Here is a 25,318-nt window from a genome sequence, read left to right as displayed (position 1 = left end):
TGGGAATGCCTCAATGGACGCCACGCGGAGCGTGGGAACGAGCGGTAACGGTTAGCCTGGGTCACGGAAGCCGGGATGGAAGTCTTTCGGCACCGCGACGCTGACGCTGTCACGCGTGGCAATGTCGATGCCTTCGCTGGCGACTTCGGCGAGGAAGTCGATTTGCTCCGGGGTGATCACGTACGGCGGCAGGAAATACACCACGCTGCCCAGCGGACGCAGCAACGCGCCACGCTCCAGCGCATGCTGGAACACTTTCAGACCGCGACGCTCCTGCCAAGGGTAGGCCTCTTTCGTGGCTTTATCCTTGACCATCTCGATGGCCAGGACCATGCCGGTCTGGCGCACTTCCGACACATTCGGATGATCCACCAGATGCGCCGTCGCCGAGGCCATGCGCTGGGCCAGCGCCTTGTTGTTCTCGATAACGTTGTCCTGCTCGAAGATATCCAGCGTCGCCAGTGCCGCCGCGCACGCCAGCGGGTTGCCGGTGTAGCTGTGCGAATGCAGGAACGCGCGCAGGGTCGGATAGTCGTCGTAGAACGCGCTGTAGACCTCGTCGGTGGTCAGGCACGCGGCCAGCGGCAGATAGCCGCCGGTCAAGGCTTTCGACAGGCAGAGGAAGTCCGGGCGAATGCCGGCCTGTTCACAGGCAAACATGGTTCCGGTGCGACCGAAACCAACAGCGATTTCGTCGAGGATCAAGTGCACGCCGTAGCGATCGCAAGACTCACGCAGCAGCTTGAGGTACACCGGGTGATACATGCGCATGCCGCCAGCGCCCTGAATCAGCGGCTCGACGATCACTGCCGCGACGCTGTCATGGTTCTCGGCCAAGGTCTGTTCCATGGCCGCGAACATGTTGCGCGAATGTTCCTCCCAACTCATGCCTTCCGGGCGCCCGTAGCAATCCGGGCTCGGCACCTTGATGGTGTCCATCAGCAGCGCTTTGTAGGTCTCGGTGAACAGCGGCACGTCACCGACCGCCATCGCCGCCATGGTTTCGCCGTGGTAACTGTTGGTCAGGGTGACAAAGCGCTTCTTGTTCGGTTGACCGCGATTGAGCCAGTAGTGAAAGCTCATTTTCAGTGCGACTTCGATGCAGGACGAACCGTTATCGGCGTAGAACACCCGGTTCAGGCCTTCCGGCGTCATCTTCACCAGTCGCTCGGACAGCTCGATCACCGGTTGATGGCTGAAGCCAGCCAGAATCACGTGCTCCAGCTGATCGACCTGATCCTTGATGCGTTGGTTGATGCGCGGGTTGGCGTGGCCAAACACGTTGACCCACCACGAGCTGACGGCGTCGAGGTAGCGCTTGCCTTCGAAGTCTTCGAGCCAGACGCCTTCGCCGCGCTTGATCGGGATCAGCGGCAGCTGTTCGTGGTCTTTCATCTGGGTGCAGGGATGCCACAACACCGCGAGGTCGCGTTGCATCCACTGGTTATTCAGGCCCATTTACAGTCTCCTCGAGGCGGCTCGCGTCAGGCGCGGGCAAACAATCGCGCAAGCCTATGCAATGCGTCGCGCGGGGACAACCCATTGTGTCGATTGAGCTACTTTGTATGAGCCGATAGACGTCGCTGGCGGCGTTTTGATGGCTAACGTATTCTTCGCGGTTCTTTGGGTCGTCTGACCCGCACAACTGCTTTTTTCTGTGTTATTTCCGGAGTTCGCTGAATGTCTGTCGGTTGGCTGCGCGCCTGTGCGCTGGTGATGTTGGGGCTGTTCAGCGTTACGGCGCTGGCCAAGGATAAAACTGCAATCGTGATCGGCGGCGGCCTGTCGGGCCTGACTGCCGCTTATGAACTGCAAAACAAGGGCTGGCAGGTCACGCTGCTGGAAGCCAAGCCGAGCCTGGGCGGTCGCTCCGGTATGGCCACCAGCGAGTGGATCGGCAACGACAAGACGCAGCCAGTGCTGAACAAGTACGTGTCGACGTTCAAGCTGGGCACCACGCCGGCCCCGGAATTCGTGCGTACCCCGGGCTACCTGATCGACGGCGAGTATTTCTCTGCCGCCGATCTGGCGACCAAGCAGCCGGCCACCGCCGATGCCCTGAAGCGCTATCAGAAAACCCTCGACGATCTGGCACGTTCGATCGACGATCCGCAGAATCCGGCGGCGACCAGCACGCTGCACGCGCTGGATCAGATCACCGTGTCGAGCTGGCTCGACAAGCAGAACCTGCCGGCCACCGCGCGTCAGTTGATCAACCAGGACATCCGCACGCATTACGACGAGCCTTCGCGTCTGTCGCTGCTGTACTTCGCGCAGCAGAACCGCGTGTATCGCGGCATCTCCGACCGTGACCTGCGTGCTTCGCGTCTGGTCGGCGGCAGCCAGGTGCTGGCGCAGGCGTTCGTCAAACAGATCAAAACGATCAAGACCAACTCGCCGGTGTCGGCGATCAATCAGGACAAGGACGGCGTGACCGTCAAGGTCGGCAGCGTTGGCTACCAGGCTGACTACGTTGTGCTGGCCGTGCCATTGCGTGCGCTGAACAAGATTGCCCTGACCCCGGCACTGGATGCCCAGCATCTGGCGGCGATCAAGGGCACCAACTACGGTTGGCGCGACCAGATCATGCTGAAGTTCAAGACGCCGGTGTGGGAAAGCAAGGCGCGTATGTCCGGCGAGATCTACAGCAACACCGGCCTCGGCATGCTCTGGATCGAACCTGCGCTGAAGGGCGGCGCCAACGTGGTGATCAACCTGTCCGGCGACAATGCCCGCGTGATGCAGGCGTTTGGCGACAAGCAGATGGTCGATCAGGTGCTGATTCGTCTGCACGCGTTTTATCCACAGGCCCGTGGCTCGTTCACCGGTTATGAAATCCGTCGCTACAGCACCGACCCGTCGATGGGCGGCGCCTACCTGGCTTATGGCCCGGGCCAGATCAGCAAGTTCTGGCGCCTGTGGGAACGTCCGCTGCAACGCGTGACGTTCGCTGGCGAACACACCGACACCTTGTACCCGGGCACCCTGGAAGGCGCACTGCGCACCGGCCAGCGTGCGGCCAGTCAGGTTGAAGATCTGGCGGCGGGCAAATCGTTTGAACCGGCGAAAGTGCTGCCGGCTGCAGCAGCGGCAGGCGCGGCGGGTGCCGTGGCGGCGAAGAAGGGCAACTTCTTCACTAATCTGTTCGGCGGTTCGGATGACGAGAAGAAGCCAGAGCCTGTGAAAGCGCCAGAGCCGGCTCCTGCACCGGTCGCTCCAGCGCCTGCGCCGACCCCGGCACCTGCGCCAGCTCCGGTGGAAGCACCGAAGCCTGCAGCTCCGGTAAAGGCTGAGCCTGCGAAGAAAGCAGCGGCCAAGCCAGCGGCGAAGAAGCCGGCTGCGAAAACCGAGGCGAAAAAGCCTGCGGCCAAACCAGCGGCGAAAAAGGCTGAACCGGCGAAGAAGCCAGCAGCCAAGCCGGCAGCCAACACTGAGACCAAGGCGCAGTAAGCCTTTGCTTCAATAAAAACGCGGCCTTCGGGTCGCGTTTTTTTTCCTGCATTTTTGTCCTTCGCCATCCGGTCACGGAGCTTACTTGTGTACCGGAGCCTTCCCACAAAGTACTCAGAGTGAGGTGATAGCGGGTGCGCCGGCGCCAATTCTATGCTGGGAAAAATAGGAGGCCTTGATGAAAACGTTCACGCTCATGCTTTTGCTGATTGCACTTCCCGGTTGCTCCAACGGGCGTTTCTTTCCTGGCGGTTATAGTTCAGAGCTCGCGCATAAATGCCAGATAGATCCCTACAGCGCCGATTGTCTGCAACCGCCGGCGATACTTCATAACTAATCAGCCATGAATAGAGGGCCGGTTACTTGAATAACTCTGTCCCGTTCGGCCGTTTCCCTCGGCCACCTTTGCTTGCGCTTGTGCAGGCGCCCGAGAGTTCAGCAACGATCATTTGTCCAGACGTCCCACGCCGTAATCGCCTTTAATCTTTCCTTAACACGCCACTTCCAGACTCTTGATCGTATTTCTCGATATTTCAAAGCAAAATTTTCCGCTTTAATTCGATAGATAACTCGCTAGTCTTGGTTCGCAGTTCTCACAGGATTTGGGCAATGCAGCTACGTAACTCTTCTTCGCGCTATGGTTGGGTCAGCATCTTCATGCACTGGGGCGTGGCGCTGGTGGTCTTCGGACTGTTCGCGCTGGGCCTGTGGATGGTCGGGCTGGATTACTACAGCAGCTGGCGCAAAGAGGCGCCGGATCTGCACAAGAGCATCGGCCTGGTGTTGCTGGCCGTGATGGTGTTACGGGTGCTTTGGCGCTTTATCAGCCCACCGCCGCCGACGCTGCAAAGCTACAGCCGCATGACCCGTATCGGCGCCAAGTTTGGCCACGGGTTTCTGTATCTGGCGCTGTTCGCTGTGATGCTTGCCGGTTACCTGATTTCCACCGCAGACGGTGTCGGGATTCCGGTGTTTGGCCTGTTTGAAGTTCCTGCACTGGTTTCCGGGCTACCGGATCAGGCAGATACCGCTGGGGTGATTCATCTCTGGCTGGCGTGGGCACTGGTAATTTTTTCCGGTCTCCATGCGTTGGCAGCATTGAAGCACCACTTTATCGATCGTGATGCGACCCTGACGCGAATGCTCGGTCGCAAAGCCTGAAATTCAACCTCGACTCAAAGGAAAAGAAAGCATGTTGAAAAAGACTCTGGCCGCTCTGGCAATCGGTTCTGCACTGCTCTCGGCTGGTCAGGCCATGGCTGCGGACTACAAAATCGACAAGGAAGGCCAGCACGCCTTCGTTGACTGGAAAATCAGCCACCTGGGTTACAGCTTCATCCACGGTACTTTCAAAGATTTCGACGGTACGTTCTCGTGGGATTCGGCCAAGCCTGAAGCCAGCAAGATCTCTGTTGATGTGAAAACCGCCAGCCTGTGGTCGAACCACGCTGAACGTGACAAGCACATCGCCAGCAAAGACTTCCTCGACGTGGGCAAGTTTGCTGATGCCAAGTTCGTCTCCACCGCCGTTAAGTCGACCGGTGAAAAGACTGCTGACGTGACTGGCGACCTGACCCTGCACGGCGTGACCAAGCCTGTGACCTTCAAGGCCACGTTCAACGGCGAAGGCAAGGATCCATGGGGCGGCGAGCGTGCTGGCTTCAACGCCAAGACCACCCTGAACCTGAACGATTTCGGGATCAAGGGCCCAGGTCCTACCTCGCAGACTGCGGATCTGGACATCTCGCTGGAAGGCGTGAAAGTTAAGTAACTTTCGTCCGCCACACAAAAACGCCCCCGGTCGAAAGGCTGGGGGCGTTTTTTATTGCCCGTCACAACCCTGATCCCCCTTCGGCTGCTCCTACAGAAAGCGGGTTTGGGTCGTCCATAAAAAATGCCCCGGCTCTTTCGAGGCGGGGCATTTTTCATTGCAGCGTCAAATCAGCGATTGCGGGTCAGCAAGGCTGGTTTCTCGCCACGCGGGCGGCTTGGCAGTTGATCGAGCTGCTCAGGCGTCGGGAAGCGGTCGGCTTTCGATTCCTTGTGCATGATCTTCGGGCCGTTGCTGCGCGGGTTCTGCACGGCTGGCTCGCTGCGTGGCTGATCGTCACGGGCTGGACGGCGGTTGCGCGAGGACGAAGCGGAATCGTCGCGACGACCCGACTGACCATCACGCGGTGCGCCGTTGCGCGGGCCGCTGCGTTTGGCTGGCGGGGTGCCGGTGCTCGAGCCGTTGCTGTTGCGCGGACCGTTCTGACGCCCCTGCGACTGACCGCCGCGTGGTGCGCCCGAACCTGCGCCAGCACCTTGCGCCGGTGCGCCTGGACGACGACCACGGCCGCCAGCAGGAGCCGGCTTCGGCACGTAGTCAACGCGGTTACCGAAGTTATCGATATCGTCGTCGAGGAATTCGTCCGGTGCACGATCAGCCGCTGCACGTGGCGGTTGGCTCGGACGCTGTTCGCGGGCAGGGGTGCCTTCGCGCGGCTTTTGCTGACGGGCAGGGCGCTCGCCACGTTCACCGGCCGGTTTTTCCTTGCCCTTGTCTTTGCCTTTGTCTTTACGACCGCCGCCACCGCCGCCGCCATTCGGGCCGTCGCCGCGTGGGCCACGTGGATTGCGCGGGTTACGCACGTCCGGACGCTCACGCACTTCCGGCTTCTCGGCTTCAATGGTGCTCGAGTCGAAGCCCATCAGGTCGCCGTCGGCGATTTTCTGCTTGGTCATGCGTTCGATGCTTTTCAGCAGTTTTTCTTCGTCTGGCGCGACCAGCGAAATCGCCTCGCCCGAACGACCGGCACGGCCGGTACGGCCGATACGGTGAACGTAATCTTCATCAACGTTCGGCAGTTCGAAGTTGACCACGTGTGGCAACTGATCGATGTCCAGACCGCGCGCGGCGATGTCGGTCGCGACCAGGATGCGCACCTGGTTGGCCTTGAAGTCGGCCAGCGCTTTGGTCCGCGCGTTCTGGCTCTTGTTACCGTGGATCGCCACAGCCGGCAGGCCGTGCTTGTCCAGGTACTCGGCCAGACGGTTGGCGCCGTGCTTGGTACGGGTGAACACCAATACCTGTTCCCACGCGCCGGCGGTGATCAGGTGCGCCAGCAGCGCACGTTTGTGGCTGGCCGGCAGACGGAACACGCGTTGTTCGATGCGCTCGACCGTGGTGTTCGGCGGCGTCACTTCGATGCGTTCCGGGTTGTGCAGCAGCTTGCCGGCGAGGTCGGTGATGTCTTTGGAGAAGGTCGCCGAGAACAGCAGGTTCTGACGCTTGGACGGCAGACGCGCGAGGACTTTCTTCACGTCGTGCACGAAGCCCATGTCGAGCATGCGGTCGGCTTCGTCGAGGACGAGGATTTCAACGTGGGACAGATCAACACTGCCCTGGCCGCAGAGATCGAGCAAACGACCCGGGCAGGCGACGAGCACGTCGACACCACGGGACATGGCCTGAACCTGTGGGTTCATGCCGACGCCGCCGAAGATGCAGGCGCTGACGAATTTCAGGTCACGGGCGTAGATCTTGAAGCTCTCGTGTACCTGGGCCGCGAGTTCGCGGGTCGGGGTCAGGACCAGTACGCGCGGTTGGCGCGGGCCATGACGCTGGGATTTGTCCGGGTGACCGTTGGGGAACAACCGCTCCAGGATCGGAAGGGCGAAACCGCCGGTTTTACCGGTACCTGTCTGTGCCGCAACCATCAGGTCGCGACCTTGCAACACGGCGGGAATGGCCCGCTGTTGCACCGGAGTAGGCTCGGTATAGCCCGCATCTTCGATGGCGCGGACTAAAGCCTCGGAGAGACCGAGGGAAGCAAAGGACATGAGTAATCCTGTTTTAGTTAGGGCTTGGCCCAATGGGAGTCTTGCCTGGCGCGAATCACGTTTAAGAGGACGCAATCCCGTCCGGTCCTGCTGCGGTTCCGAAGGCACGTCTGGAGCGCTCGCGCGGGCTGCAAAGCTGCGCTGTAGCGGGTCGAGAGGCCTGTTACGGTTCCGGGCGTCCGGGCGTGAGCCTGGCGGGAACGCCGGAGTATAACAGAGCAATCACTGCGCGCTGCTTTCCTGCTGCTCAACGGTTTTGCTGGTAGCCGTGGCTGAGTTCGGTGAAGGGCTACCGGCGGGTGCGGCGCCGTAGCGTGCGCTCAGCTCGGCGTAAGCCGGTTCGCGCTTGAATCGCTTGAGCTCGGCGCCAAACCGCTGCACCAGCAAATCCATGCCGGCATTGCGCCGAACCGCGAGAAACTGGCTCTGACGGCTAATAACGGTAGGGTTTTCAGTGATCTGATCGCGAATATTCAATTCATCGAGCAAATGCTGACCGACGCGGCGATCAGTGATCAACAAATCAATTCGGCCGCGCACTAGTTTGCCGAAGTTGGCTTCATGGGTCGGTGCCGGTTCACGGGTAAACAGTGTCGACTCGCTGAAGTCGGGGCTATAGAGATAACCCGGCGAGGTGCCGATGGTCAGGCCTTTGAGTTCTTCGAGTTTGCTGAACGGGTGCGGCCGGTCGTTGGCGTAAAACATCACGAACTCGACGTCCGACAGCGGCTCGCTCGGGTAGAGGAGGGTGGCGTCGCGTTCATCGCTATGGAAGATATCCAGTGCCCCATCAGCCAGGCCAGTTTCAAGCATCGACAGGCAACGCTTCCACGGCAGGAATTGCCATTCGACTTCTATGCCCAGCCGTTTGAAGACGATGGCCGTGGTTTCGTAATCCAGTCCGAGGTTCTTACCGTTCTCTTCATAGACGTAAGGCGCCCACGGCTCGGTGACAATACGCAACTTCTCGCCTCGAGCGGCGAAGCTCAGGCAAGCAAAAACCAGCACGGCGAATAACTGCGTGATCAAAGGCATGGCTTGAGATTACGACGAGAAACGCGAAAGAGCCAGAAAGTGCCTGCACAAGCTCTAATTCGGGGATTTAAAAGCAAAAGATCGCAGCCTTCGGCAGCTCCTACAGGTGTAATTAAATCCTATGTAGGAGCTGCCGAAGGCTGCGATCTTTTGATCTTGCTTGTTGCTTTCAGCTTGAAGCTTGCCGCTGTTTCAACGAGGCAACTTCAGGTTATTCCAGATCGCCAGACTAGGCTCAGCCTGGTTCATGGAATAGAAGTGCAGCCCCGGCGCGCCGCCCTGCAACAGGCGTTCGCACATCTCGCTGACGACTTGCTCACCAAAGCGCTGAATGCTTTGTGTGTCATCGCCGTAGGCTTCCAGTTGCTTGCGGATCCAGCGCGGGATTTCCGCACCGCAGGCATCGGAGAAGCGCGCGAGTTTGCTGTAGTTGGTGATCGGCATGATCCCCGGAACGATTGGCAGATCGACACCCTGCGCCTGCAAACGGTCGACGAAATAGAAGTAGCTGTCGGCGTTGAAGAAGTACTGGGTGATTGCGCTGTCGGCGCCGGCACGGGCCTTGCGCACGAAGTTGGCCAGATCGTCTTCGTAGTTGCGTGCTTGTGGATGCATCTCCGGGTAAGCGGCAACTTCGATGTGGAAATGATCGCCGGTTTCTTCACGAATGAATTCAACCAGTTCATTGGCGTGACGCAGCTCGCCGCTGGTCATGCCCATGCCGGACGGCAGGTCACCACGCAGGGCGACGATGCGCTTGATGCCGGCAGCCTTGTACTCGTTCAGCAGGCCGCGCAGGTCGTCCTTGCTGTCGCCGACGCACGACAGGTGCGGTGCGGCCGGGATTTTGACTTCGCTTTCCAGTTGCAGAACGGTGTTGAGGGTGCGATCACGGGTCGAACCACCAGCGCCATAGGTGCAGGAAAAGAAGTCAGGATTGTATGTGGCCAGCTGACGGGCAGTGGCGAGCAGTTTTTCATGCCCAGCATCGGTCTTGGTCGGGAAGAACTCGAAGCTGTAGCGACGGTCTTGGGACATGGTCATACCCTTGGAAACACGTAAGCCGGACGCTGCACCCTGTAGGAGCTGCCGCAGGCTGCGATCTTTGCAGATCAAAAGATCGCAGCCTGCGGCAGCTCCTACACAGAGCGGTCAGCAGCGCCAGTCAGGCAACGCGGTGCGCCAGGCACACCGCGTCGACGCTCAGCCAATCAGTAGCGGTAAGCGTGCGGCTTGAACGGGCCTTCGACGGTCACGCCGATGTAGTCAGCCTGTTGCTTGGTCAGTTGAGTGACCACGCCACCGAAACCGCGAACCATTTCCAGGGCCACTTCTTCGTCGAGTTTCTTCGGCAGTACTTCAACGGTCAGACGCTCGGCTTTCTGGGCTGGCGACAGGTCGGCGTACTTCTGGCCGAACAGGAAGATCTGCGCCAGAACCTGGTTGGCGAACGAACCGTCCATGATGCGGCTTGGGTGGCCAGTGGCGTTACCCAGGTTTACCAGACGGCCTTCGGCCAACAGGATCAGGTAGTCGTCGTTCTGAGCGTCGAAAGCGCCCGGGCCGGTACGGTGGATCTTGTGTACCTGCGGCTTCACTTCTTCCCATGCCCAGTTCTTGCGCATGAAAGCGGTGTCGATTTCGTTGTCGAAGTGACCGATGTTGCAGACCACGGCGCGCTTCTTCAGAGCTTTGAGCATGTTCGCGTCGCAAACATTGACGTTACCGGTGGTGGTCACGATCAGGTCGATCTTGCCCAGCAGTGCTTTGTCGATGCTTGCTTCGGTGCCGTTGTTGATACCGTCGATGAACGGCGAAACCAGTTCGAAACCGTCCATGCACGCCTGCATGGCGCAGATCGGGTCAACTTCGGAAACCTTAACGATCATGCCTTCCTGACGCAGGGACTGAGCGGAGCCCTTGCCCACGTCACCGTAACCGATGACCAGCGCTTGCTTGCCGGACAGCAGGTGGTCGGTACCGCGCTTGATCGCGTCGTTCAGGCTGTGACGGCAGCCGTACTTGTTGTCGTTCTTGGACTTGGTCACCGAGTCGTTGACGTTGATGGCCGGGATTTTCAGCTCGCCCTTGGCCAGCATGTCCAGCAGACGGTGTACGCCGGTGGTGGTTTCTTCGGTCACGCCGTGAACGCGATCCAGTACTTGTGGGTACTTGTCGTGCAGCAGCTGAGTCAGGTCGCCGCCGTCGTCGAGGATCATGTTGGCGTCCCATGGCTGGCCATCCTTCAGGATGGTCTGCTCCAGGCACCACTCGTACTCTTCTTCAGTTTCGCCTTTCCAGGCGAAAACCGGGATGCCGGCAGCAGCGATAGCGGCAGCAGCCTGATCCTGAGTGGAGAAAATGTTGCAGGACGACCAGCGTACTTCGGCACCCAGGGCAACCAGGGTTTCGATCAGCACGGCAGTCTGAATGGTCATGTGGATGCAGCCGAGGATCTTGGCGCCTTTCAACGGCTGTTCGCCGGAGTACTTGCGACGCAGACCCATCAGAGCCGGCATTTCCGATTCGGCGATGATGGTTTCGCGACGGCCCCAGGCAGCCAGGGACATGTCGGCAACTTTGTAATCGTTAAAATCTGCAGGCGTGATAACAGCGCTCATGAAGAGCCTCCATTCGTAATGTATGCGAATGGGCGCCGTTGTGCGTTTAGTGTCTGGCCTGAGCCAGTCAACGCCCCATCCGAGCCTGACAGGTTGAACCTGCTGCAGCGCCCCTCGGACAGGTGGCGGGAAAACGGTAGCAAGTGAACGTTACCGTTTTGAAACGGGGGCGATTATAGCCGTCTAGACTGATCTTCCAAAGGGTTTCTGTCGGCCAGATGAAGATCGTTAATGACGACCATAGTCGAAGCCGCATGGAGCCTGACCGCTCAGTCTGCCAAGATACCGTCCATCGTTCGGCAAGACACTCAGGAGTGAAGATGAATTTCCACACCCGCAAATGGGTAAAACCCGAAGACCTTAACCCCAACGGCACCCTGTTCGGCGGCAGCCTGCTGCGCTGGATCGACGAGGAAGCGGCAATTTACGCCATCGTGCAGTTGGGCAATCAGCGCGTGGTGACCAAGTACATTTCCGAAATCAACTTCGTCAGCGCCTCGCGCCAGGGCGACATTATCGAACTGGGCATCACCGCCACCGAGTTCGGCCGCACCTCGATCACCCTGACCTGCGAAGTGCGCAACAAGATCACTCGCAAGAGCATTCTCACCGTTGAGAAGATGGTTTTTGTGAACCTCGGTGAAGACGGCTTGCCGGCACCGCACGGGCGCACTGAAATCAAATATGTGAAAGACCAGTTCCAGGAAGATGAGTTAGTCAGCGAGTAATGCGAGCCCTGTAGGAGCTGCCGCAGGCTGCGATCTTTTGATCTTTTTTTTAGAGGCAAGATCAAAAGATCGTCCGATCGCGGCCCGAGCCTTCGGCAGCTCCTACACTATTAGCGTGGCGCTCACAGAACGTATTCCAAGTCGCCGGGGTCGTAGGTAAACACCACCCCCACGGTTCCCACGCCATGACCACTCCCACCGACGGCAAGACCCCCGATCTCTCGGCCAAAGAGCAACACGAAGTCGAGAAAAACCAGCCGCCCCGCGCGGCCGTCCTGCATGAAATCATCCGCAGCCAAGGCGATCAGGAACTGGAGCGCAGCATCGCCGCGCTCTGGTGGTCGGCATTGGCAGCCGGGTTGACCATGGGCCTGTCGCTGATGGGCATGGGCCTGCTCAATTCGCGCCTGCCCGACGGTGATGAATTCAAAGTGATCGCCAGCTTCGGCTACTGCGCAGGTTTTCTCGCGGTGATCCTCGCCCGTCAGCAACTGTTCACCGAAAACACTCTGACTGCAGTGCTGCCGGTCATGACCAAGCCGACCCTGCAAAATTTCGGCCGGCTGATTCGACTGTGGACGGTGGTGCTGGTCGGCAATCTGTGCGGCACGATTCTGGTCGCGTACGTGATGCTCGAACTGCCGATCTTCGACACCAAGACGGATCAAGCCTTCCTCGAAATCGGCCGCAAGGTCATGGAAAACCATGCCAGCCAGATGTTCGCCAAAGGCATCGTTTCCGGCTGGATGATCGCCACTATGGTCTGGATGATTCCGTCCATGGAGAGCGCGAAGATGTGGATCATTATCCTCATCACCTACCTGATGGCGCTCGGCGACTTCACTCACATCGTGGTGGGTTCGGCGGAGGTGTCATATCTGGTGTTCGCCGGCGAGCTGCCGTGGAGTGATTTCTGGGCGGTATTCGCAGGTCCCACGCTGGCGGGGAATATCATTGGCGGCAGCTTTATCTTTGCGCTGATCAGCCATGCGCAGATTCGCAGTGAGAGCGGTGCGCCAAAGACGGATAAACCCGCCTCTGGCGAATCCCGCGAGGATGATTCAGACAGCAAAAGCCGATAGTTTCAGGCGTTGAACGGCGGGCTGACCGGTGACGCGGCCGGCTCGCTTTCAGGCGCCTTGAGCTGGCCTTCCCAACGTGCAATGACCAGCGGCGCCAGCGCGTTGCCCAACACGTTCAGCGCAGTCACCGGCATGTCCATCAACCGGTAAACGCCAGCGATGATCGCCACGCCTTCCACTGGCAATCCGGCGGCGGTCAGCGTTGCCGTCAGAATGATGAACATGAAGCCCGGCACGCCCGCCGCGCCTTTGGATGTCAGCACCATGATCAGCACCAGCATCGCCTGATCTGCCAGACCCAGGTCAATGCCATAAGCCTGAGCGATGAACAACGTGCCCAGCCCTGCAAACAGTGATGCGCCGTCGAGGTTGAACGAGTAGCCCAGCGGAATGACCATGCTGGTAATCGGGCGCGGCGCTCCATAGCGTTCCATTTTTTCGATCAACTGCGGCATCACCGTGGCCGAAGCAGCGCTGCTGTAGGCCAGCAGTAGTTCACTGCGTATTTCGCGGATAAGGTGGAAAAAACGGATCCCGGCCATTCGCGCCACCAAACCCAGCACGCACAATGCGAACAGCAACACCGCCACATAAGTGATGCCGATCAGCTTGGCCAGTGGCAGTAAGGCGCTCAGGCCAAAGCTGGCTACAGTCACGCCGATCAGGCCGAAAATACCGATCGGCGAATAGTGCATGACCAGATGCGTGACTTTGAACATGGTGTCGGAAACCGCCTGCATCACCGCGATCAGCGGCGCCTTCTGTTGCTCGGGCAGCATCGACAAGGCGCAGCCGAACAGGATGGCAAAGAACAACACCGACAGCAGTTTGCCCTGCGACATGGCCAATACGATGTTGTCCGGGACGATGTTGACCAAGGTTCGACCCAGGTTCTGCGTTTCACCCGTAGTGGCCAGGCCGGTGACCGGTGCTTGCAAGGTGCTGCTGAAATCCGCGCCAGCGCCGGGCTGGAATACATTGCCGATGATCAGCCCGAAGACGATGGCGATGCTGGTGATCGTGAAAAAATACACCAGTGTTTTTATCCCGACCCGTCCCAAGGCCTTGGTACTGCCCGCGCCGGCAATGCCAACGACCATGCAGGCAAAGACCAGCGGTACGACGATCATTTTCATCAGCCTGATAAACAGGTCGCCCGCCGGTTGCAGCAGGTTGTCGATAAACCAGGCTTTGTGTTCGGGAAACTGGTTGAGGAGGATGCCGACGACGACCCCGGCGGCGAGCCCGATCATGATGCGAGTGACCAGGCTGGTGGATGTTTTGCTACTCATGCTGTGCCCCTTTTTATTGTGTTTGTTGGGGTTGGAATCAATGCGCAAACAGACCGTTGAAGTCCTTGAAGCCTTTGACTTCGATCGGGTTGCCGCTGGGGTCAAGGAAGAACATCGTGCGTTGCTCGCCCGCTTCGCCGGCGAAACGAATCACCGGTGGGATTTCAAAGTGAGTGCCCAGGCGGTTCAGCCGCTCGGCCAGTTCCAGCCATTCCTCTAGCGGTAGCACCACGCCGAGGTGTGGCATCAGCACCTTGTGCTCGCCGACCTGCCCGGTGCGGGTTGTCGCGAAGGGTTTGCCCAGGTGCAGCGAGAGTTGATTGCCGAAAAAGTCGAAGTCGACCCACGTCTCTGTACTGCGGCCTTCAGTGCAGCCCAACACATCTCGATAAAAAGTCCGCGTCTGTTCCAGGTCGCAAACATGGTATGCAGCGTGAAAAGGTCTGTTCATGTGATAGCCCTGAGTGAAGGAGCACTCAGGGTAAACAGGCCATGCGGCGGGGCAAAACGGCTTCGCCTTGTTCTGAGCGAAAGGAAAACTTATGGACGTGCGCTTTCTTCAAAGCCTGATCGCAGTAGTTGAAACCGGTTCGATTGCGGCCGCCGCGCGCCGCGAAAACCGCACGGCGGCGGCGATCAGTCAGCGAGTTCAGGCACTCGAACGGTCACTGGGTTATGCCTTGTTGGTGCGCACCGCGCATGCCGTACGGCCATCGGATCTCTGTCTGCAGGTGCTGCCGCAAATCAGGGCGATCATCGAACAGGCGCAGGCGTTGCAAAACGATCTGAACCACGATGCTCTGACGGGAGAGGTGAAGATTGGCGCGATCTCGACGGCGTTGACGGGTGTGTTGCCGGGGTTGATCGAGCGATTGGCATTTTCGGCGCCGGCGTTGAAGCTGAAGATCACGCCCGGGGATTCAAAAAGCCTTTACGAAAAAGTGCTGGCGGGCGAACTGGATGCGGCGATTCTGGTCAGGCCACCATTTCAGCCACCCAAGGCTCTGGCGCTGACCGTGCTTAAGATCGAGCCGTTGGTTCTGGTTGCTCCGGCCACGCACACCGGGCAATCGCTGGAAACATTGCTGCGTGCAGGTCCATTCATACGTTACGACGCGCGTTCATGGGGCGGGCAGATTGCACAGCGCTACCTCGACGAGCAGGCGATCGAGCCGAATTTGCTGTGTGAACTGGATGCGCTGGAAACCATCGTCATGCTCGTCAATCAGGGGATGGGAGTGTCACTGGTGCCGCAATGGGCCGGGATGGCGCTGGACGGAATGTATGTCCTGCCGGTGGAAAAGGAGCAGCGTTATTCGCGGGAACTGGTGGTGATGCACAGCTCGACGCCGCACCGCCCGTTGGCGATGCGACATCTGCTCGAATTACTCTGCGATCCGTCATGAAAGTACTCCACGACGGCGCCGCAGTGATGTGTCAGTGCGCGGTTTCGGTCGCAGCACTCGGCTCGTTGCGAGTCGCGTGCTTGACCAGTTTGCCGATGGTCAGGCCCTGCAACAGGATCGACGACAACACCACGATGTAAGTGATGCTCAGCAGCAGATCGCGCTCCGGGCCCAGCGGCAGTGCCAGGGCCAGTGCTACCGAAACACCGCCGCGCAAACCGCCCCAGGTCAGAATGCGGATGGTGCCAGCGGGCACTGTCCGCCAGCGTCGAAGCAGCAGAATCGCTGGTGCTACGGTGAGCAGGCGCGAGAGCAGAATCGCCACCGCCAGCAAACCTGCCGCTGCCATGTGCAGCCAGTTGAATGGCAGCAGCAACAGCTCCATGCCGATCAGCGCGAACAGCAGCGCGTTGAGCATGTCATCGAGCAATTCCCAGAAACCGTCGAGATAGCGGCGGGTCATGTCATTCATCGCCAGATTGCGCCCGACGTTGCCGATGATCAGACCGGCCACCACCATCGCGATCGGCGCGGAAACGTGAATCTCGGTGGCCATCGCCGAACCGCCAATGACCAGCGCCAAGGTCAGCATCACAGTGATCTGATGCTGCTCGACGCTTTTGATCATTCGATAGACCAGATAACCGATCAGGCCGCCAAACAACACACCGCCGATGGCTTCATGAACAAACAACATCGCTGTGGCGCTGACGGTCGGGGTTTCGCCGAGTTGGGCGATGCCGAGCAACACGGTGAACACCACAACCGCTGTGCCGTCGTTGAACAGCGACTCGCCGACGATGGTGGTTTTCAGCGGCTTCGAGGCGTTGGCGGTACGCAGCACACCGAGCACCGCAATCGGGTCGGTCGGTGAAATCAGCGCGCCGAACAGCAAGCAGTACAAGAAGCTCACGTGCCAGCCGAACAGGGCAAAAATGTAATAGGCGAGGCTGCCGATCACCGTGGTGGCAATCAACACACCGAAGGTCGCCAGCAGGCCGATGGGCCAACGGTAGCTGCGCAGGTCGTTGAGGTTAACGTGCAGGGCGCCGGCGAACAGCAGGAACGAGAGCATCCAGTTCATCAGCAGATCGCCGAAGTCGATCTGGCCGATCAGTTGCTGTACGCGTTCTTCGAGGCCGGGGTAGCCGAGCACGCTCAGGCCTTGCAGGATCAGCGAGAACAGCAGAGCGGTAACCATCACGCCGATGGTCGGCGGCAGGCCGATGAAGCGGAAGTTGACGAAGGTCAGGAGGGTGGTGAGGCAGATGAAAGCGGCGACAAGTTCAAGCATCCGGGGTCCTTTGGATGAGGGGGGAAAGATAGCGCACCGAATCGTTGGTGCAGGGGTTGGATGGGCTGAGTCAGGATCGGGACACAGTTGATGGTGTGATGAGATCAAGAGCCCCCTCACCCCAGCCCTCTCCCTTAGGGAGAGGGGGAAAGGAAGCAGATCTTCAAGTCTTTCAGGGCCTGAGTTCGGCTCGAAATTTCAGGTCGATGTAACTCGAACACTCAACACGGTCAGTCCCCTCTCCCACTGGGAGAGGGCTAGGGTGAGGGCTCTTGCAGGCTAAACCCGATTAGCCGGACACATTGACCGCAGCCGCGCCGCGACGTTGCAGATAGATGAAAAACAGCGCCGTCAGCACGGTCAATACGCCAACCAGCGCACCGGTCCACGGCAAGTCCGCCAGATCCGCGCCACTGGCCACCACCAGCCCGCCGATCCACGCACCCGCGGCATTACCGAGATTGAAAGCGCTCTGGTTCAACGTCGAGCCGAGGTTCGGTGCCTCATGGGCCTGATCGATGATCAGCAATTGCAGAATCGGGCACAGCGCAAAAGCGAAAATCCCCCACAGCACCAACGTGATCGCCGCCGGCACCACTGAACGGCTGGTCTGACTGAACGCCGCGAGAATCACCACCACGGCCAGCGCCACGCCGACCAGCGACGGCAACAAACGGCTATCGGCCAGACGCCCGCCGAGCATGCTGCCGCCGGTCAGGCCAACGCCGAACAACAGCAACATCACCGTGACGCCATGCGGGCTGACGCCGGTGATGTCCTGCAGGATCGGCGCGATGTAGGTGAACACGCTGAACAGGCTGGTCGAGGCCAACACGCTCATGCCCAGTGCCAGCAGGACGTTGACCTTGCCCAACACCTTGAATTCGCTGGCGAGGTTGGCCTTGTCCATCGGGATGTGTTTCGGCAACCACAGCCACTGCGCCAGGGCGGCGGCGACACCAATCACCGAGACCGCCCAGAAGGTCGAACGCCAACCGGCGTATTGCCCGAGCGCTGTGCCCAATGGCACGCCGAGAACGTTGGCCAAGGTCAGGCCGGTGAACATCATCGCAATCGCCTGCGCGCGTTTGTTCGGCGCAACCAGCCCGGCAGCAACCACCGAGCCAATGCCGAAGAACGCGCCGTGGCACAGCGCGGTGACTACGCGGGCGGCCATCAGCGTCGCGTAGTTAGGCGCCAGTGCGCAGAGTATGTTGCCGAGAATGAACATCAGCGTCATGCCCAGCAATGTCGCTTTGCGCGGCATGTTCGCGGTGCCGATCGCCAGGATCGGCGCGCCGAACACCACGCCCAGCGCGTATCCGGTGATCAGCAGACCCGCGTGAGGAATGCTCACAGCGAGGTCGCGAGCAACATCGGGCAGCAGGCCCATGATGACGAATTCGGTGGTGCCGATGCCGAACGCGGCAACAGCGAGGGCAAGCAAGGCGAGTGGCATGCGCAAGGTCTCTGTCGGTAGTCTTGACGCTTTGATCAGGCATACGCAGGCCGACGACCGCTTTCGAAAAGAGGCGGTGCAGGCAAGAGTTATTGGAATTTTTCTGTGCGCAACTGAGTGCGGCGTGGTCGCTTGCAGTATAAACAGCTGCTGACACATCGCGAATCAATAATCTGACTATTCGAATTATCGATTTTCACTGTAGGAGCTGCCGCAGGCTCGGGCCGCGTTCGGACGATCTTTTGATCATGTTGTTGAAAATCAGAATCAAAAGATCGCAGCCTGCGGCAGCTCCTACACGGGGACTCATAAAAATAAGAGGTGAAAGGTGCTGGCGACAGCTTTGGTATTGATGGCGGCGCTGTTGCATGCGACGTGGAATACGTTAATCAAGTTCAGCGCCGAGCGGCTGCTGGTGGTGGCGTGCATGGATACCGTGGCGCTGCTGGTCGTGGCCATCGCGTTGCCATTCGTGAGCTTGCCGCCCATGGAAATCTGGCCATGGATTCTGGCGTCGGCAGCCTTTGAGCTGCTGTATCGCTACCTGCTGATTCAGGCGTATCGGGTCGGCGATCTGGGCCTGGTTTATCCGTTGATGCGCGGACTGTCGCCATTGGTGGTGTTGGCGTTGACTCTGATCTTCGCCGGAGAGGTGCTCACCACCCAGCAGATATTCGGCATCATGCTGATCCCGTTGGGCATGGTTTGTCTGTTGTGGCAGGGCGGTGGCGGCAAGCATTTGCCATGGTCGATGCTGCCGGTGGTGGCACTGATCGGCCTGTGCATCGGTTGCTACACCTACATCGATGGCCAGGCACTGCGGCGCTGGTCGCATCCGCTCGATTACCTGGTCTGGGTCACGCTGCTCAGCGCCTGGCCGTTTCCGCTGCTGGCGTGGGTCGCCAAGCGTCCGGCGTTCATGCAGTTCTGGCGTGAGCAATGGAAGCTGGGGCTGGCGGTGGGCTTCTGCGTATTGGCCAGCTACGCTCTGGTGCTGTGGGCGATGCAGTTGGGCTCGATTGCAGAGGCGGCGGCATTGCGTGAAATCAGCGTGATTCTGGTGGTGCTGTTCGGTATGCGCTACCTCAAAGAACCTTTTGGCCGGCCGCGGCTCTTAGCCTGTGGGCTGGTGCTGATCGGCATGTTGGTGATGAAGTTCTGACCGCCCGCGAATTCTATAACTCGAAAAAAGGACGGCGTTATGACGGTGGCTCTGTGGTGTGTGTTGATTGCGATTTTTCTGCCGTATATCTGCACGGGGGTAGCCAAAGCCGTGGGCGGCTACCGGTTGAGTGACAACCATGATCCGCGCGACTTTCTCGAAAGCCTCAACGGTGTGGCGAGGCGTGCGCATGCCGCGCAGATGAACAGCTTTGAAGTGACCCCGGCGTTTGCCGCGGCGGTGATCGTCGCGCACCTGGTAGGGACGGCGGAGCTGGTGACGGTCAATGTGCTGGCGGTGCTGTTTATCACCAGTCGCCTGCTGTACATCATTTGCTATCTGGCGGACTGGGCGATCTTGCGGTCGCTGGTGTGGTTTGTGGGGATGGTGTTGATTGCTTCGTTCTTCTTCGTGTCGGTGTAAAAAGAGCAAGATCAAAAGATCGCAGCCTGCGGCAGCTCCTACAGAGGAATACATACTCCTGTAGGAGCTGCCGAAGGCTGCGATCTTTTGCTTTTTAAGGTTTGTCGGCCACCTGCGGCACTTGCGGCAATGCCGCACCTTTTGGCCAGAGCATCCAGATCTGCCCCTGCTGCTTCATGTCCCCGGCCAATTGCCCGGCCGCATCGCCGGTGCCCCAGAACAGATCCGCACGCACCTCGCCGGCAATCGCGCCGCCGGTGTCCTGTGCCGCGACCGGGCGGACCAGTGCAGTGCCATCCGGTTTAGTAGTTGATAGCCACAACAGGCTGCCCAACGGAATCACCTTGCGATCCACCGCCGCGCTGTAGCCGGCAGTTAGCGGTACGTTCAGCGAACCACGCGGGCCTTCGTTACTGTCCGGATTGCGGGTGAAGAACACATAACTAGGGTTGCTGCCCAACAGCTCCGGGATGCGCGACGGATTGGCCTTGGCCCAATTGCTGATCGCGTTCATGGTCACGTCTTCTTTCTTCAGCTCACCTTGCTCGACCAGCCAGCGGCCGATTGGGCGGTACGGGTGGCCGTTCTGATCGGCGTAGGCGATACGCAGCTGTTTACCGTCCTCGGTCTGAATGCGTCCGGAGCCTTGAATCTGCAGGAATTGCAGGTTCATCGGGTCGGTCAGGTAGGCAACCACCGGCGCTTTTACACCTTTGGATTCGATGGTTGCGGCATCGTCGTAAGGCTTGAGCACGCGGCCTTCGAGGCGACCGCGCAGGCGTTTGCCTTTGAGTTCGGGATAAATGCTGTCCAGCGAGACGATGATCATGTCCTCCGGCACGCCATACACCGGCACATTGGCCGTGTCGGTGGGCGTCAGGCTGCCGGGGTAGACCGGCTCGTAGTAGCCGGTGATCAAACCGTTGGGGTTGTCGTTTTCAGCGCGCAGGCCGTAGACATCGAGATTCTGTTTGAGGAACGCACGAATCTCTGCGGCGCTCTGCGGCACATTGGCCGCCGCTGCGCAGGTGCTGCCCCAGACCGCATCAGCCTTGAGCCGGGTGCACGCGCTGCGCCACGAACCGAAACCGGCAACCAGATCGCTGTCGGACACTGCTGGCAGGGCTTCCCAGGTAGCGCTGGAGTAAGTGGCCAGTGCGTGGGTTTTTGGCTTGGCGCTGTCGCCACCGGTGCAGCCGGCGAGAATTGCCAGCAGCGGCAGGGTTGCAATCAGCGGGTGACGCCAGGCCTTGAGACGGCTATTCATGGAGTAATTCCTGTGCCGGTTGCCGAGTGCTCCATGCGCTCGAACAACCCGTATTTTTAATAGGGCTATTGGTGTTTGGTGGTGACGCGAGGATACTGGCCGCCGAATTCCGTGACCTGAAGCCACCATGACTCTTAAAAGCATTTCTGTTGTATTGCTGGCCTGTCTGACCCTTTCCGCCTGTGGCGGTGTCGATCCGAATTCTCCGCTGGGCCAACGCAAAGCGATCTTCAAGCAAATGCTCAAAACCGGTGAAGACCTGGGTGGCATGTTGCGTGGGCGTATTCCGTTCGACGGGCCGAAGTTCGCCGACGGCGCGATCAAACTTGATGCCTTGTCCCATGAACCGTGGAAACATTTTCCGCAGGTTCGCGAAGAAGATCACACCAGCACCAAGGACGATGTCTGGCAGAAGCAGGCGCTGTTTCAGGAAATGGCCCGCAACCTTGAAGCCGCCACCGGTGAATTGGTAGTCGCCAGTCAGGTTCAGCCTTACAAGGCCAGCAATCTCGGGCCTGCGGTGCAGAAAGTTGAAGATGCCTGCAGCGCTTGCCATAAACAGTTTCGCGATCATTGATATTTAAAAGATCGCAGCCTGCGGCAGCTCCTGCATTGATCAGGGTAGGAGCTGCCGCAGGCTGCGATCTTTTGATTTTTACTTATCGATTTCGTCTAGCGCATCCTGCAGTTCTTTGCGCGATTCGGCGAGTTTGTCTTTGCGTTTGTTGATCTTCTCCGGGTCGCCTTTCTTCATGGCTTTGTCGAGATCAGCCTGGCGCTGGCTCACTTCGTGTTTGGCTTCGAGCACCTTGTTTTCGCGCTCTTTCTTCAGGCCGGCGTCGGTGCAGTGTTCGGTCACTTCACGCAAGGCCGTTTCCAGGCCTGCCTGCTGATCGGCGTTGCCGCGCGACTTGGCCTGTTCGATCTGATTCATGATGCCCTGCTTTTTGGCGGCGCAACCGGTCAGGCCCGGGGCGTCTTCGTCGGCCATGACAGGGGTGGCCATTACGCCGCAAAGGGTCAGCATGGCGAGCGGTGCGAGAAATTTCATAAAAGCTCCATGTGCAAAGGCAATCGGGTCAGGGCGGCACTGCGCTGTTGGAGCGCCGCGGCAGCCTTTGGGTTCCCGGCGCGCCGGGATTGCGTAGTCAGAAACCGTCGATTCCGGCGGCATGTAGGGTTTCGCTCAAGGCCAGTACCTGCGGATCGCGAAAGAATGCGCTTAATTGCGCTGCGCGTCCCGGGCCGATACCGGCTTCGGCCTGCCATTGTTCGGTGTCACGCTGCGCCAGCGCCTGCCACGAATCAGGCAGTTGGGCCTGACCGGTTGGCGGCAAGCCCAAGGCCTTGAGCCATTGCGCGAAGGGTCGCTGGCGGGCGCTGTGAAAACTGTGCATCAGGCGTTCGCTACTGCGCTCGCCGAAGCCGGCAATGTTAGCAAGCTCCGGCCCATCGAGGGTCAACCAATCCAGCAGGTTATTCACGCGGCCTGTTTCGAAAAGTTTCTCCCAGGTGCCGCGCCCGACATGCTGCATCGCCAGTCCTTGTTTGCCACTGAGCCAGGTCAAGCGGGCGAGAAACTGGCTTTCGCAACCGGGCGTGGGTTGCCAGCAGCTCAAACTGTGGAAGTCGTCGGCGTTGGGGATATTGATGTCTGCCCGCTCGGTAGCGCGCAGCACAACACTGTCGAGCCGTGGAATGGTCAGACCGGCGAGGCTGATCGCGATCTGATCGCCCGGGCGAATATCCAGCGCCTGCCAGCGCTTCAACGAACTGGCGCTGACGCGTTTGATCTCGCGGTCGTCGAGCCTAACGGGGATCAGCTCGATCACCGGTGTGATGCGCCCGGTGCGGCCGATCTTGAAGTTGACCTTGCGGACTTCGGCCAATGCCTGAGCAAACGGGTATTTCCAGGCGACTGCCCAGTAGGGTGAGCGCGCCTGCCAGCGATCTGCGGGAGGTCGCAGACTCTGGCGCAAAACCACGCCGTCAGTGGCAAACGGCAAAGGTGAGCGATACCAGTGATCGCGCCATTTTTGCGCCTCTGCCAAGTCGGCAACGGGTTGGCTGTACGGTTCAATTGTGACGAACCCCAGCGTTGCCAATCCGGATATGCGCTCGGGCAAGTCCAAAGGTCCTTGTGGCCAGTCCCAAACGAACAGCCCGATGCCGGTGGCCTGTTCTGCGCTCAGGAATTTGCGGCTCATCAATCCGGCCACGGTGGCGCGAGCGTTAACGCTGCCGGATCGAGCTTGCACGTGCTCGTTCACGCGCCAGTAGAGTTCACCCTGCACCAGCAGATCCAATGGTTGGGACAGGCGTTGAGGAATAGCGCCGATCTTCTGCGCTGATGGCGTCCAGTCTTGCCCGCGAACCCCGTCACCGCGACTGATGGCCTGATGCAAAACGCCGGCACGGTAAATCAGCGTCACTGCGACGCCGTCGACTTTGGGTTGTATCCAGACGTCCTTGCGATCACGTAGCCAGGCCCCCACGGCCTCATCTTTGTGGATTTTATCCAGGCCGGTATGGGCGATGGGGTGCGCGTTTGAGCCTGAAACTGTGCGCAAAGGATCGGGTGGCGAGGGCACGTTGAAACACGCTCGCCACTCGTTCAGTTTCGCAAGGGATTGGTCGTAGAGTTCATCGGCAATCATTGAGCGGCCTTCGCGGTGGTAGGCGTCGTCCCATTGGTCGATCTGTTTTTGCAGGGTAGCGATTTCGTTTTGTGCGGTGGGGGCAGGCCAGTCAGGGCAAGCGGCGTAAGCGATCAGGTGGGTGAAGCTCAGCAGAAGAGTTGAAAAAAGGCGCAGCGTGGCAAGCATGTTGAGCGTCCTTGCTCAGGGGAATGCTTGAAGGTTAGTCAGGATTCAGAGCAGCAACGGGTGGGTGTTTTGCATCGTGTTTCAGTTATGAAGATCAAAAGATCGCAGCCTTCGGCAGCTCCTACAGGAGGCGTGCGTTTCACTTGTAGGAGCTGCCGAAGGCTGCGATCTTTTGCTCTTTTCGAGGCATGAAAAAGCCCCGCACGGCGCGAACCGTGCGGGGCTTTTTGTGCAGCCGGGAAAGGCTTACAGACCAGCAGCAGAACGCAGAGCGTCGGCGCGGTCGGTTTTTTCCCAGGTGAACGTGGTGAAGGTGTCTTCGCCAACGGTCTTGGTCTCTGGCGCGCGACCGAAGTGGCCGTACGCTGCAGTTTCCTGGTACATCGGGTGCAGCAGATCGAGCATGGTGGTGATTGCGTATGGACGCAGGTCGAACACTTCACGCACCAGTTTGATGATCTTGTCATCGCTGATCTTGCCGGTGCCGAAGGTGTTCAGCGAGATCGAGGTAGGCTGAGCCACGCCGATCGCGTAGGAAACCTGGATCTCGCAACGCTCGGCCAGGCCGGCCGCGACGATGTTCTTGGCAACATAACGGCCAGCGTAGGCAGCCGAACGGTCAACCTTCGATGGATCTTTACCGGAGAACGCGCCGCCGCCGTGACGGGCCATGCCGCCGTAGCTGTCGACGATGATCTTGCGACCGGTCAGACCGCAGTCACCTACCGGGCCGCCAATGATGAACTGGCCGGTCGGGTTGATGTGGAACTGGGTGTCTTTGCTCAGCAATTCGGCAGGCAGCACGTGCTTGACGATCAGCTCCATCACGCCTTCGCGCAGGTCTTTGTACGACACTTCAGGGTTGTGCTGGGTCGACAGAACAACTGCGTCGATACCGACAACCTTGCCGCCTTCGTAACGGCAAGTCACTTGCGACTTGGCGTCCGGACGCAGCCAAGGCAGCAGACCCGATTTACGGGCTTCGGCCTGGCGCTGCACCAACTGGTGCGAGAAGGTGATCGGGGCTGGCATCAAAACGTCGGTTTCGTTGCTGGCGTAGCCGAACATCAGGCCCTGGTCGCCGGCGCCCTGATCTTCAGGCTTGGCACGGTCAACACCCTGGTTGATGTCTGGGGACTGCTTGCCGATGATGTTCATCACGCCGCAAGTCGCGCCGTCGAAGCCAACTTCGGAGCTGGTGTAGCCGATGTCGCAAATCACGTCACGAACGATCTGCTCCAGGTCGACCCAGGCGCTGGTGGTCACTTCACCGGCAACGATGGCCACGCCGGTCTTGACCAGAGTTTCCACAGCAACGCGTGCGTGTTTGTCCTGGGCAATAATGGCGTCCAGCACCGCATCGGAAATCTGGTCGGCGATTTTGTCCGGATGCCCTTCGGACACGGACTCGGAGGTGAAGAGGGAGTATTCGCTCATCTCGATGTTTTC

The 25,318-nt window shown here is 59.5% G+C and carries 22 protein-coding genes and 1 riboswitch; of the genes, 9 read left to right on the top strand and 13 right to left on the bottom strand.

The window, feature by feature from the left end; all coding sequences use genetic code 11:
* Positions 1-51: 51 nt before the first annotated feature.
* Entirely contained in the window at positions 52-1,458 is a 1,407-nt protein-coding gene (locus M5G26_RS19190) for an adenosylmethionine--8-amino-7-oxononanoate transaminase (RefSeq protein ID WP_095112782.1), read from the bottom strand.
* Between the two features lie 222 nt (positions 1,459-1,680).
* Between M5G26_RS19190 and M5G26_RS19185 the strand changes: the two genes are divergently transcribed.
* The 3 genes from M5G26_RS19185 to M5G26_RS19175 all read left to right on the top strand — a co-directional run bounded on the left by M5G26_RS19185 (position 1,681) and on the right by M5G26_RS19175 (position 5,221).
* Positions 1,681-3,450 carry a flavin monoamine oxidase family protein gene (locus tag M5G26_RS19185; RefSeq protein ID WP_273916232.1) on the top strand — a complete coding sequence of 590 codons (1,770 nt, stop codon included), beginning with the start codon at positions 1,681-1,683 and terminating at the stop codon, positions 3,448-3,450.
* Between the two features lie 609 nt (positions 3,451-4,059).
* Positions 4,060-4,611, top strand: a complete 552-nt coding sequence (locus tag M5G26_RS19180; RefSeq protein WP_007913713.1) for a cytochrome b — start codon at positions 4,060-4,062, stop codon at positions 4,609-4,611.
* A gap of 31 nt (positions 4,612-4,642) precedes the next feature.
* Complete coding sequence (locus tag M5G26_RS19175) at positions 4,643-5,221, top strand: YceI family protein (protein ID WP_038358767.1); 579 nt, start codon at positions 4,643-4,645, stop codon at positions 5,219-5,221.
* Positions 5,222-5,391: 170 nt separating this feature from the next.
* Here the strand turns inward: M5G26_RS19175 and M5G26_RS19170 are convergent, their stop codons facing one another.
* The 4 genes from M5G26_RS19170 to ahcY all read right to left on the bottom strand — a co-directional run bounded on the left by M5G26_RS19170 (position 5,392) and on the right by ahcY (position 10,931).
* Positions 5,392-7,275: a DEAD/DEAH box helicase gene (locus M5G26_RS19170; protein ID WP_134176084.1), complete on the bottom strand. Its 1,884-nt coding sequence runs from the start codon at positions 7,273-7,275 to the stop codon at positions 5,392-5,394.
* A gap of 222 nt (positions 7,276-7,497) precedes the next feature.
* On the bottom strand, positions 7,498-8,310 hold the full coding sequence (locus M5G26_RS19165; RefSeq protein ID WP_150693752.1) for a substrate-binding periplasmic protein: 813 nt from the start codon (positions 8,308-8,310) through the stop codon (positions 7,498-7,500).
* Between the two features lie 192 nt (positions 8,311-8,502).
* Entirely contained in the window at positions 8,503-9,348 is an 846-nt protein-coding gene (metF, locus tag M5G26_RS19160) for a methylenetetrahydrofolate reductase [NAD(P)H] (protein WP_007913720.1), read from the bottom strand.
* 173 nt (positions 9,349-9,521) lie between these two features.
* Positions 9,522-10,931: an adenosylhomocysteinase gene (gene ahcY / locus M5G26_RS19155; RefSeq protein ID WP_007913721.1), complete on the bottom strand. Its 1,410-nt coding sequence runs from the start codon at positions 10,929-10,931 to the stop codon at positions 9,522-9,524.
* 23 nt (positions 10,932-10,954) lie between these two features.
* Positions 10,955-11,053: riboswitch (S-adenosyl-L-homocysteine riboswitch) on the bottom strand.
* A gap of 198 nt (positions 11,054-11,251) precedes the next feature.
* On the opposite strand from ahcY, the gene M5G26_RS19150 reads away from it, so the two are divergent.
* Entirely contained in the window at positions 11,252-11,659 is a 408-nt protein-coding gene (locus M5G26_RS19150; protein WP_007913723.1) for an acyl-CoA thioesterase, read from the top strand.
* A 185-nt stretch (positions 11,660-11,844) separates the two neighbouring features.
* Positions 11,845-12,741 (top strand): formate/nitrite transporter family protein, encoded by an 897-nt coding sequence (locus tag M5G26_RS19145; RefSeq protein ID WP_273916231.1) that lies wholly within the window; start codon positions 11,845-11,847, stop codon positions 12,739-12,741.
* Positions 12,742-12,743: 2 nt separating this feature from the next.
* On the opposite strand, the gene M5G26_RS19140 is transcribed toward M5G26_RS19145, so the two are convergent.
* Together M5G26_RS19140 and M5G26_RS19135 are read right to left on the bottom strand one after the other, a co-directional pair.
* Entirely contained in the window at positions 12,744-13,994 is a 1,251-nt protein-coding gene (locus M5G26_RS19140) for a cation:dicarboxylate symporter family transporter (protein ID WP_095112861.1), read from the bottom strand.
* Between the two features lie 76 nt (positions 13,995-14,070).
* The gene (locus M5G26_RS19135; protein ID WP_095112778.1) at positions 14,071-14,484 is read right to left on the bottom strand and encodes a VOC family protein; all 414 of its coding nucleotides are present in this window, start codon (positions 14,482-14,484) and stop codon (positions 14,071-14,073) included.
* 91 nt (positions 14,485-14,575) lie between these two features.
* Between M5G26_RS19135 and M5G26_RS19130 the strand changes: the two genes are divergently transcribed.
* Positions 14,576-15,439 (top strand): LysR family transcriptional regulator, encoded by an 864-nt coding sequence (locus tag M5G26_RS19130; protein ID WP_095112777.1) that lies wholly within the window; start codon positions 14,576-14,578, stop codon positions 15,437-15,439.
* Between the two features lie 31 nt (positions 15,440-15,470).
* Here the strand turns inward: M5G26_RS19130 and M5G26_RS19125 are convergent, their stop codons facing one another.
* Together M5G26_RS19125 and M5G26_RS19120 are read right to left on the bottom strand one after the other, a co-directional pair.
* Entirely contained in the window at positions 15,471-16,733 is a 1,263-nt protein-coding gene (locus M5G26_RS19125) for a cation:proton antiporter (RefSeq protein WP_095112776.1), read from the bottom strand.
* Between the two features lie 289 nt (positions 16,734-17,022).
* A complete protein-coding gene (locus M5G26_RS19120) occupies positions 17,023-18,192 on the bottom strand; it encodes an MFS transporter (RefSeq protein WP_273916230.1) in 1,170 nt (389 codons plus the stop codon).
* 328 nt (positions 18,193-18,520) lie between these two features.
* On the opposite strand from M5G26_RS19120, the gene M5G26_RS19115 reads away from it, so the two are divergent.
* Positions 18,521-19,354, top strand: coding sequence for an EamA family transporter (locus M5G26_RS19115; RefSeq protein WP_273916229.1), 834 nt, complete (start codon positions 18,521-18,523; stop codon positions 19,352-19,354).
* Between the two features lie 39 nt (positions 19,355-19,393).
* Entirely contained in the window at positions 19,394-19,777 is a 384-nt protein-coding gene (locus tag M5G26_RS19110) for an MAPEG family protein (protein ID WP_273916228.1), read from the top strand.
* Between the two features lie 94 nt (positions 19,778-19,871).
* On the opposite strand, the gene mltA is transcribed toward M5G26_RS19110, so the two are convergent.
* Positions 19,872-21,044, bottom strand: a complete 1,173-nt coding sequence (gene mltA / locus M5G26_RS19105) for a murein transglycosylase A (RefSeq protein ID WP_273916227.1) — start codon at positions 21,042-21,044, stop codon at positions 19,872-19,874.
* A gap of 127 nt (positions 21,045-21,171) precedes the next feature.
* Here mltA and M5G26_RS19100 point away from each other — a divergent pair, with 127 nt between their 5' ends.
* Entirely contained in the window at positions 21,172-21,621 is a 450-nt protein-coding gene (locus tag M5G26_RS19100; RefSeq protein WP_273916226.1) for a c-type cytochrome, read from the top strand.
* 78 nt (positions 21,622-21,699) lie between these two features.
* On the opposite strand, the gene M5G26_RS19095 is transcribed toward M5G26_RS19100, so the two are convergent.
* The 3 genes from M5G26_RS19095 to metK form a co-directional block, all read right to left on the bottom strand.
* A complete protein-coding gene (locus M5G26_RS19095; protein WP_134176091.1) occupies positions 21,700-22,095 on the bottom strand; it encodes a DUF1090 domain-containing protein in 396 nt (131 codons plus the stop codon).
* A 97-nt stretch (positions 22,096-22,192) separates the two neighbouring features.
* Positions 22,193-23,869 carry an NAD-dependent DNA ligase LigB gene (ligB, locus tag M5G26_RS19090; RefSeq protein WP_273916225.1) on the bottom strand — a complete coding sequence of 559 codons (1,677 nt, stop codon included), beginning with the start codon at positions 23,867-23,869 and terminating at the stop codon, positions 22,193-22,195.
* Positions 23,870-24,115: 246 nt separating this feature from the next.
* The gene (gene metK / locus M5G26_RS19085; RefSeq protein ID WP_034153622.1) at positions 24,116-25,306 is read right to left on the bottom strand and encodes a methionine adenosyltransferase; all 1,191 of its coding nucleotides are present in this window, start codon (positions 25,304-25,306) and stop codon (positions 24,116-24,118) included.
* Between the last annotated feature and the right edge of the window lie 12 nt (positions 25,307-25,318).

The organism is Pseudomonas sp. TNT2022 ID642 (assembly GCF_028656995.1).
Classification (GTDB): Bacteria; Pseudomonadota; Gammaproteobacteria; order Pseudomonadales; family Pseudomonadaceae; genus Aquipseudomonas.
The sequence above is the reverse complement of the archived record's forward strand: the minus strand, read 5'-3'. Positions and strand labels throughout refer to the sequence as shown.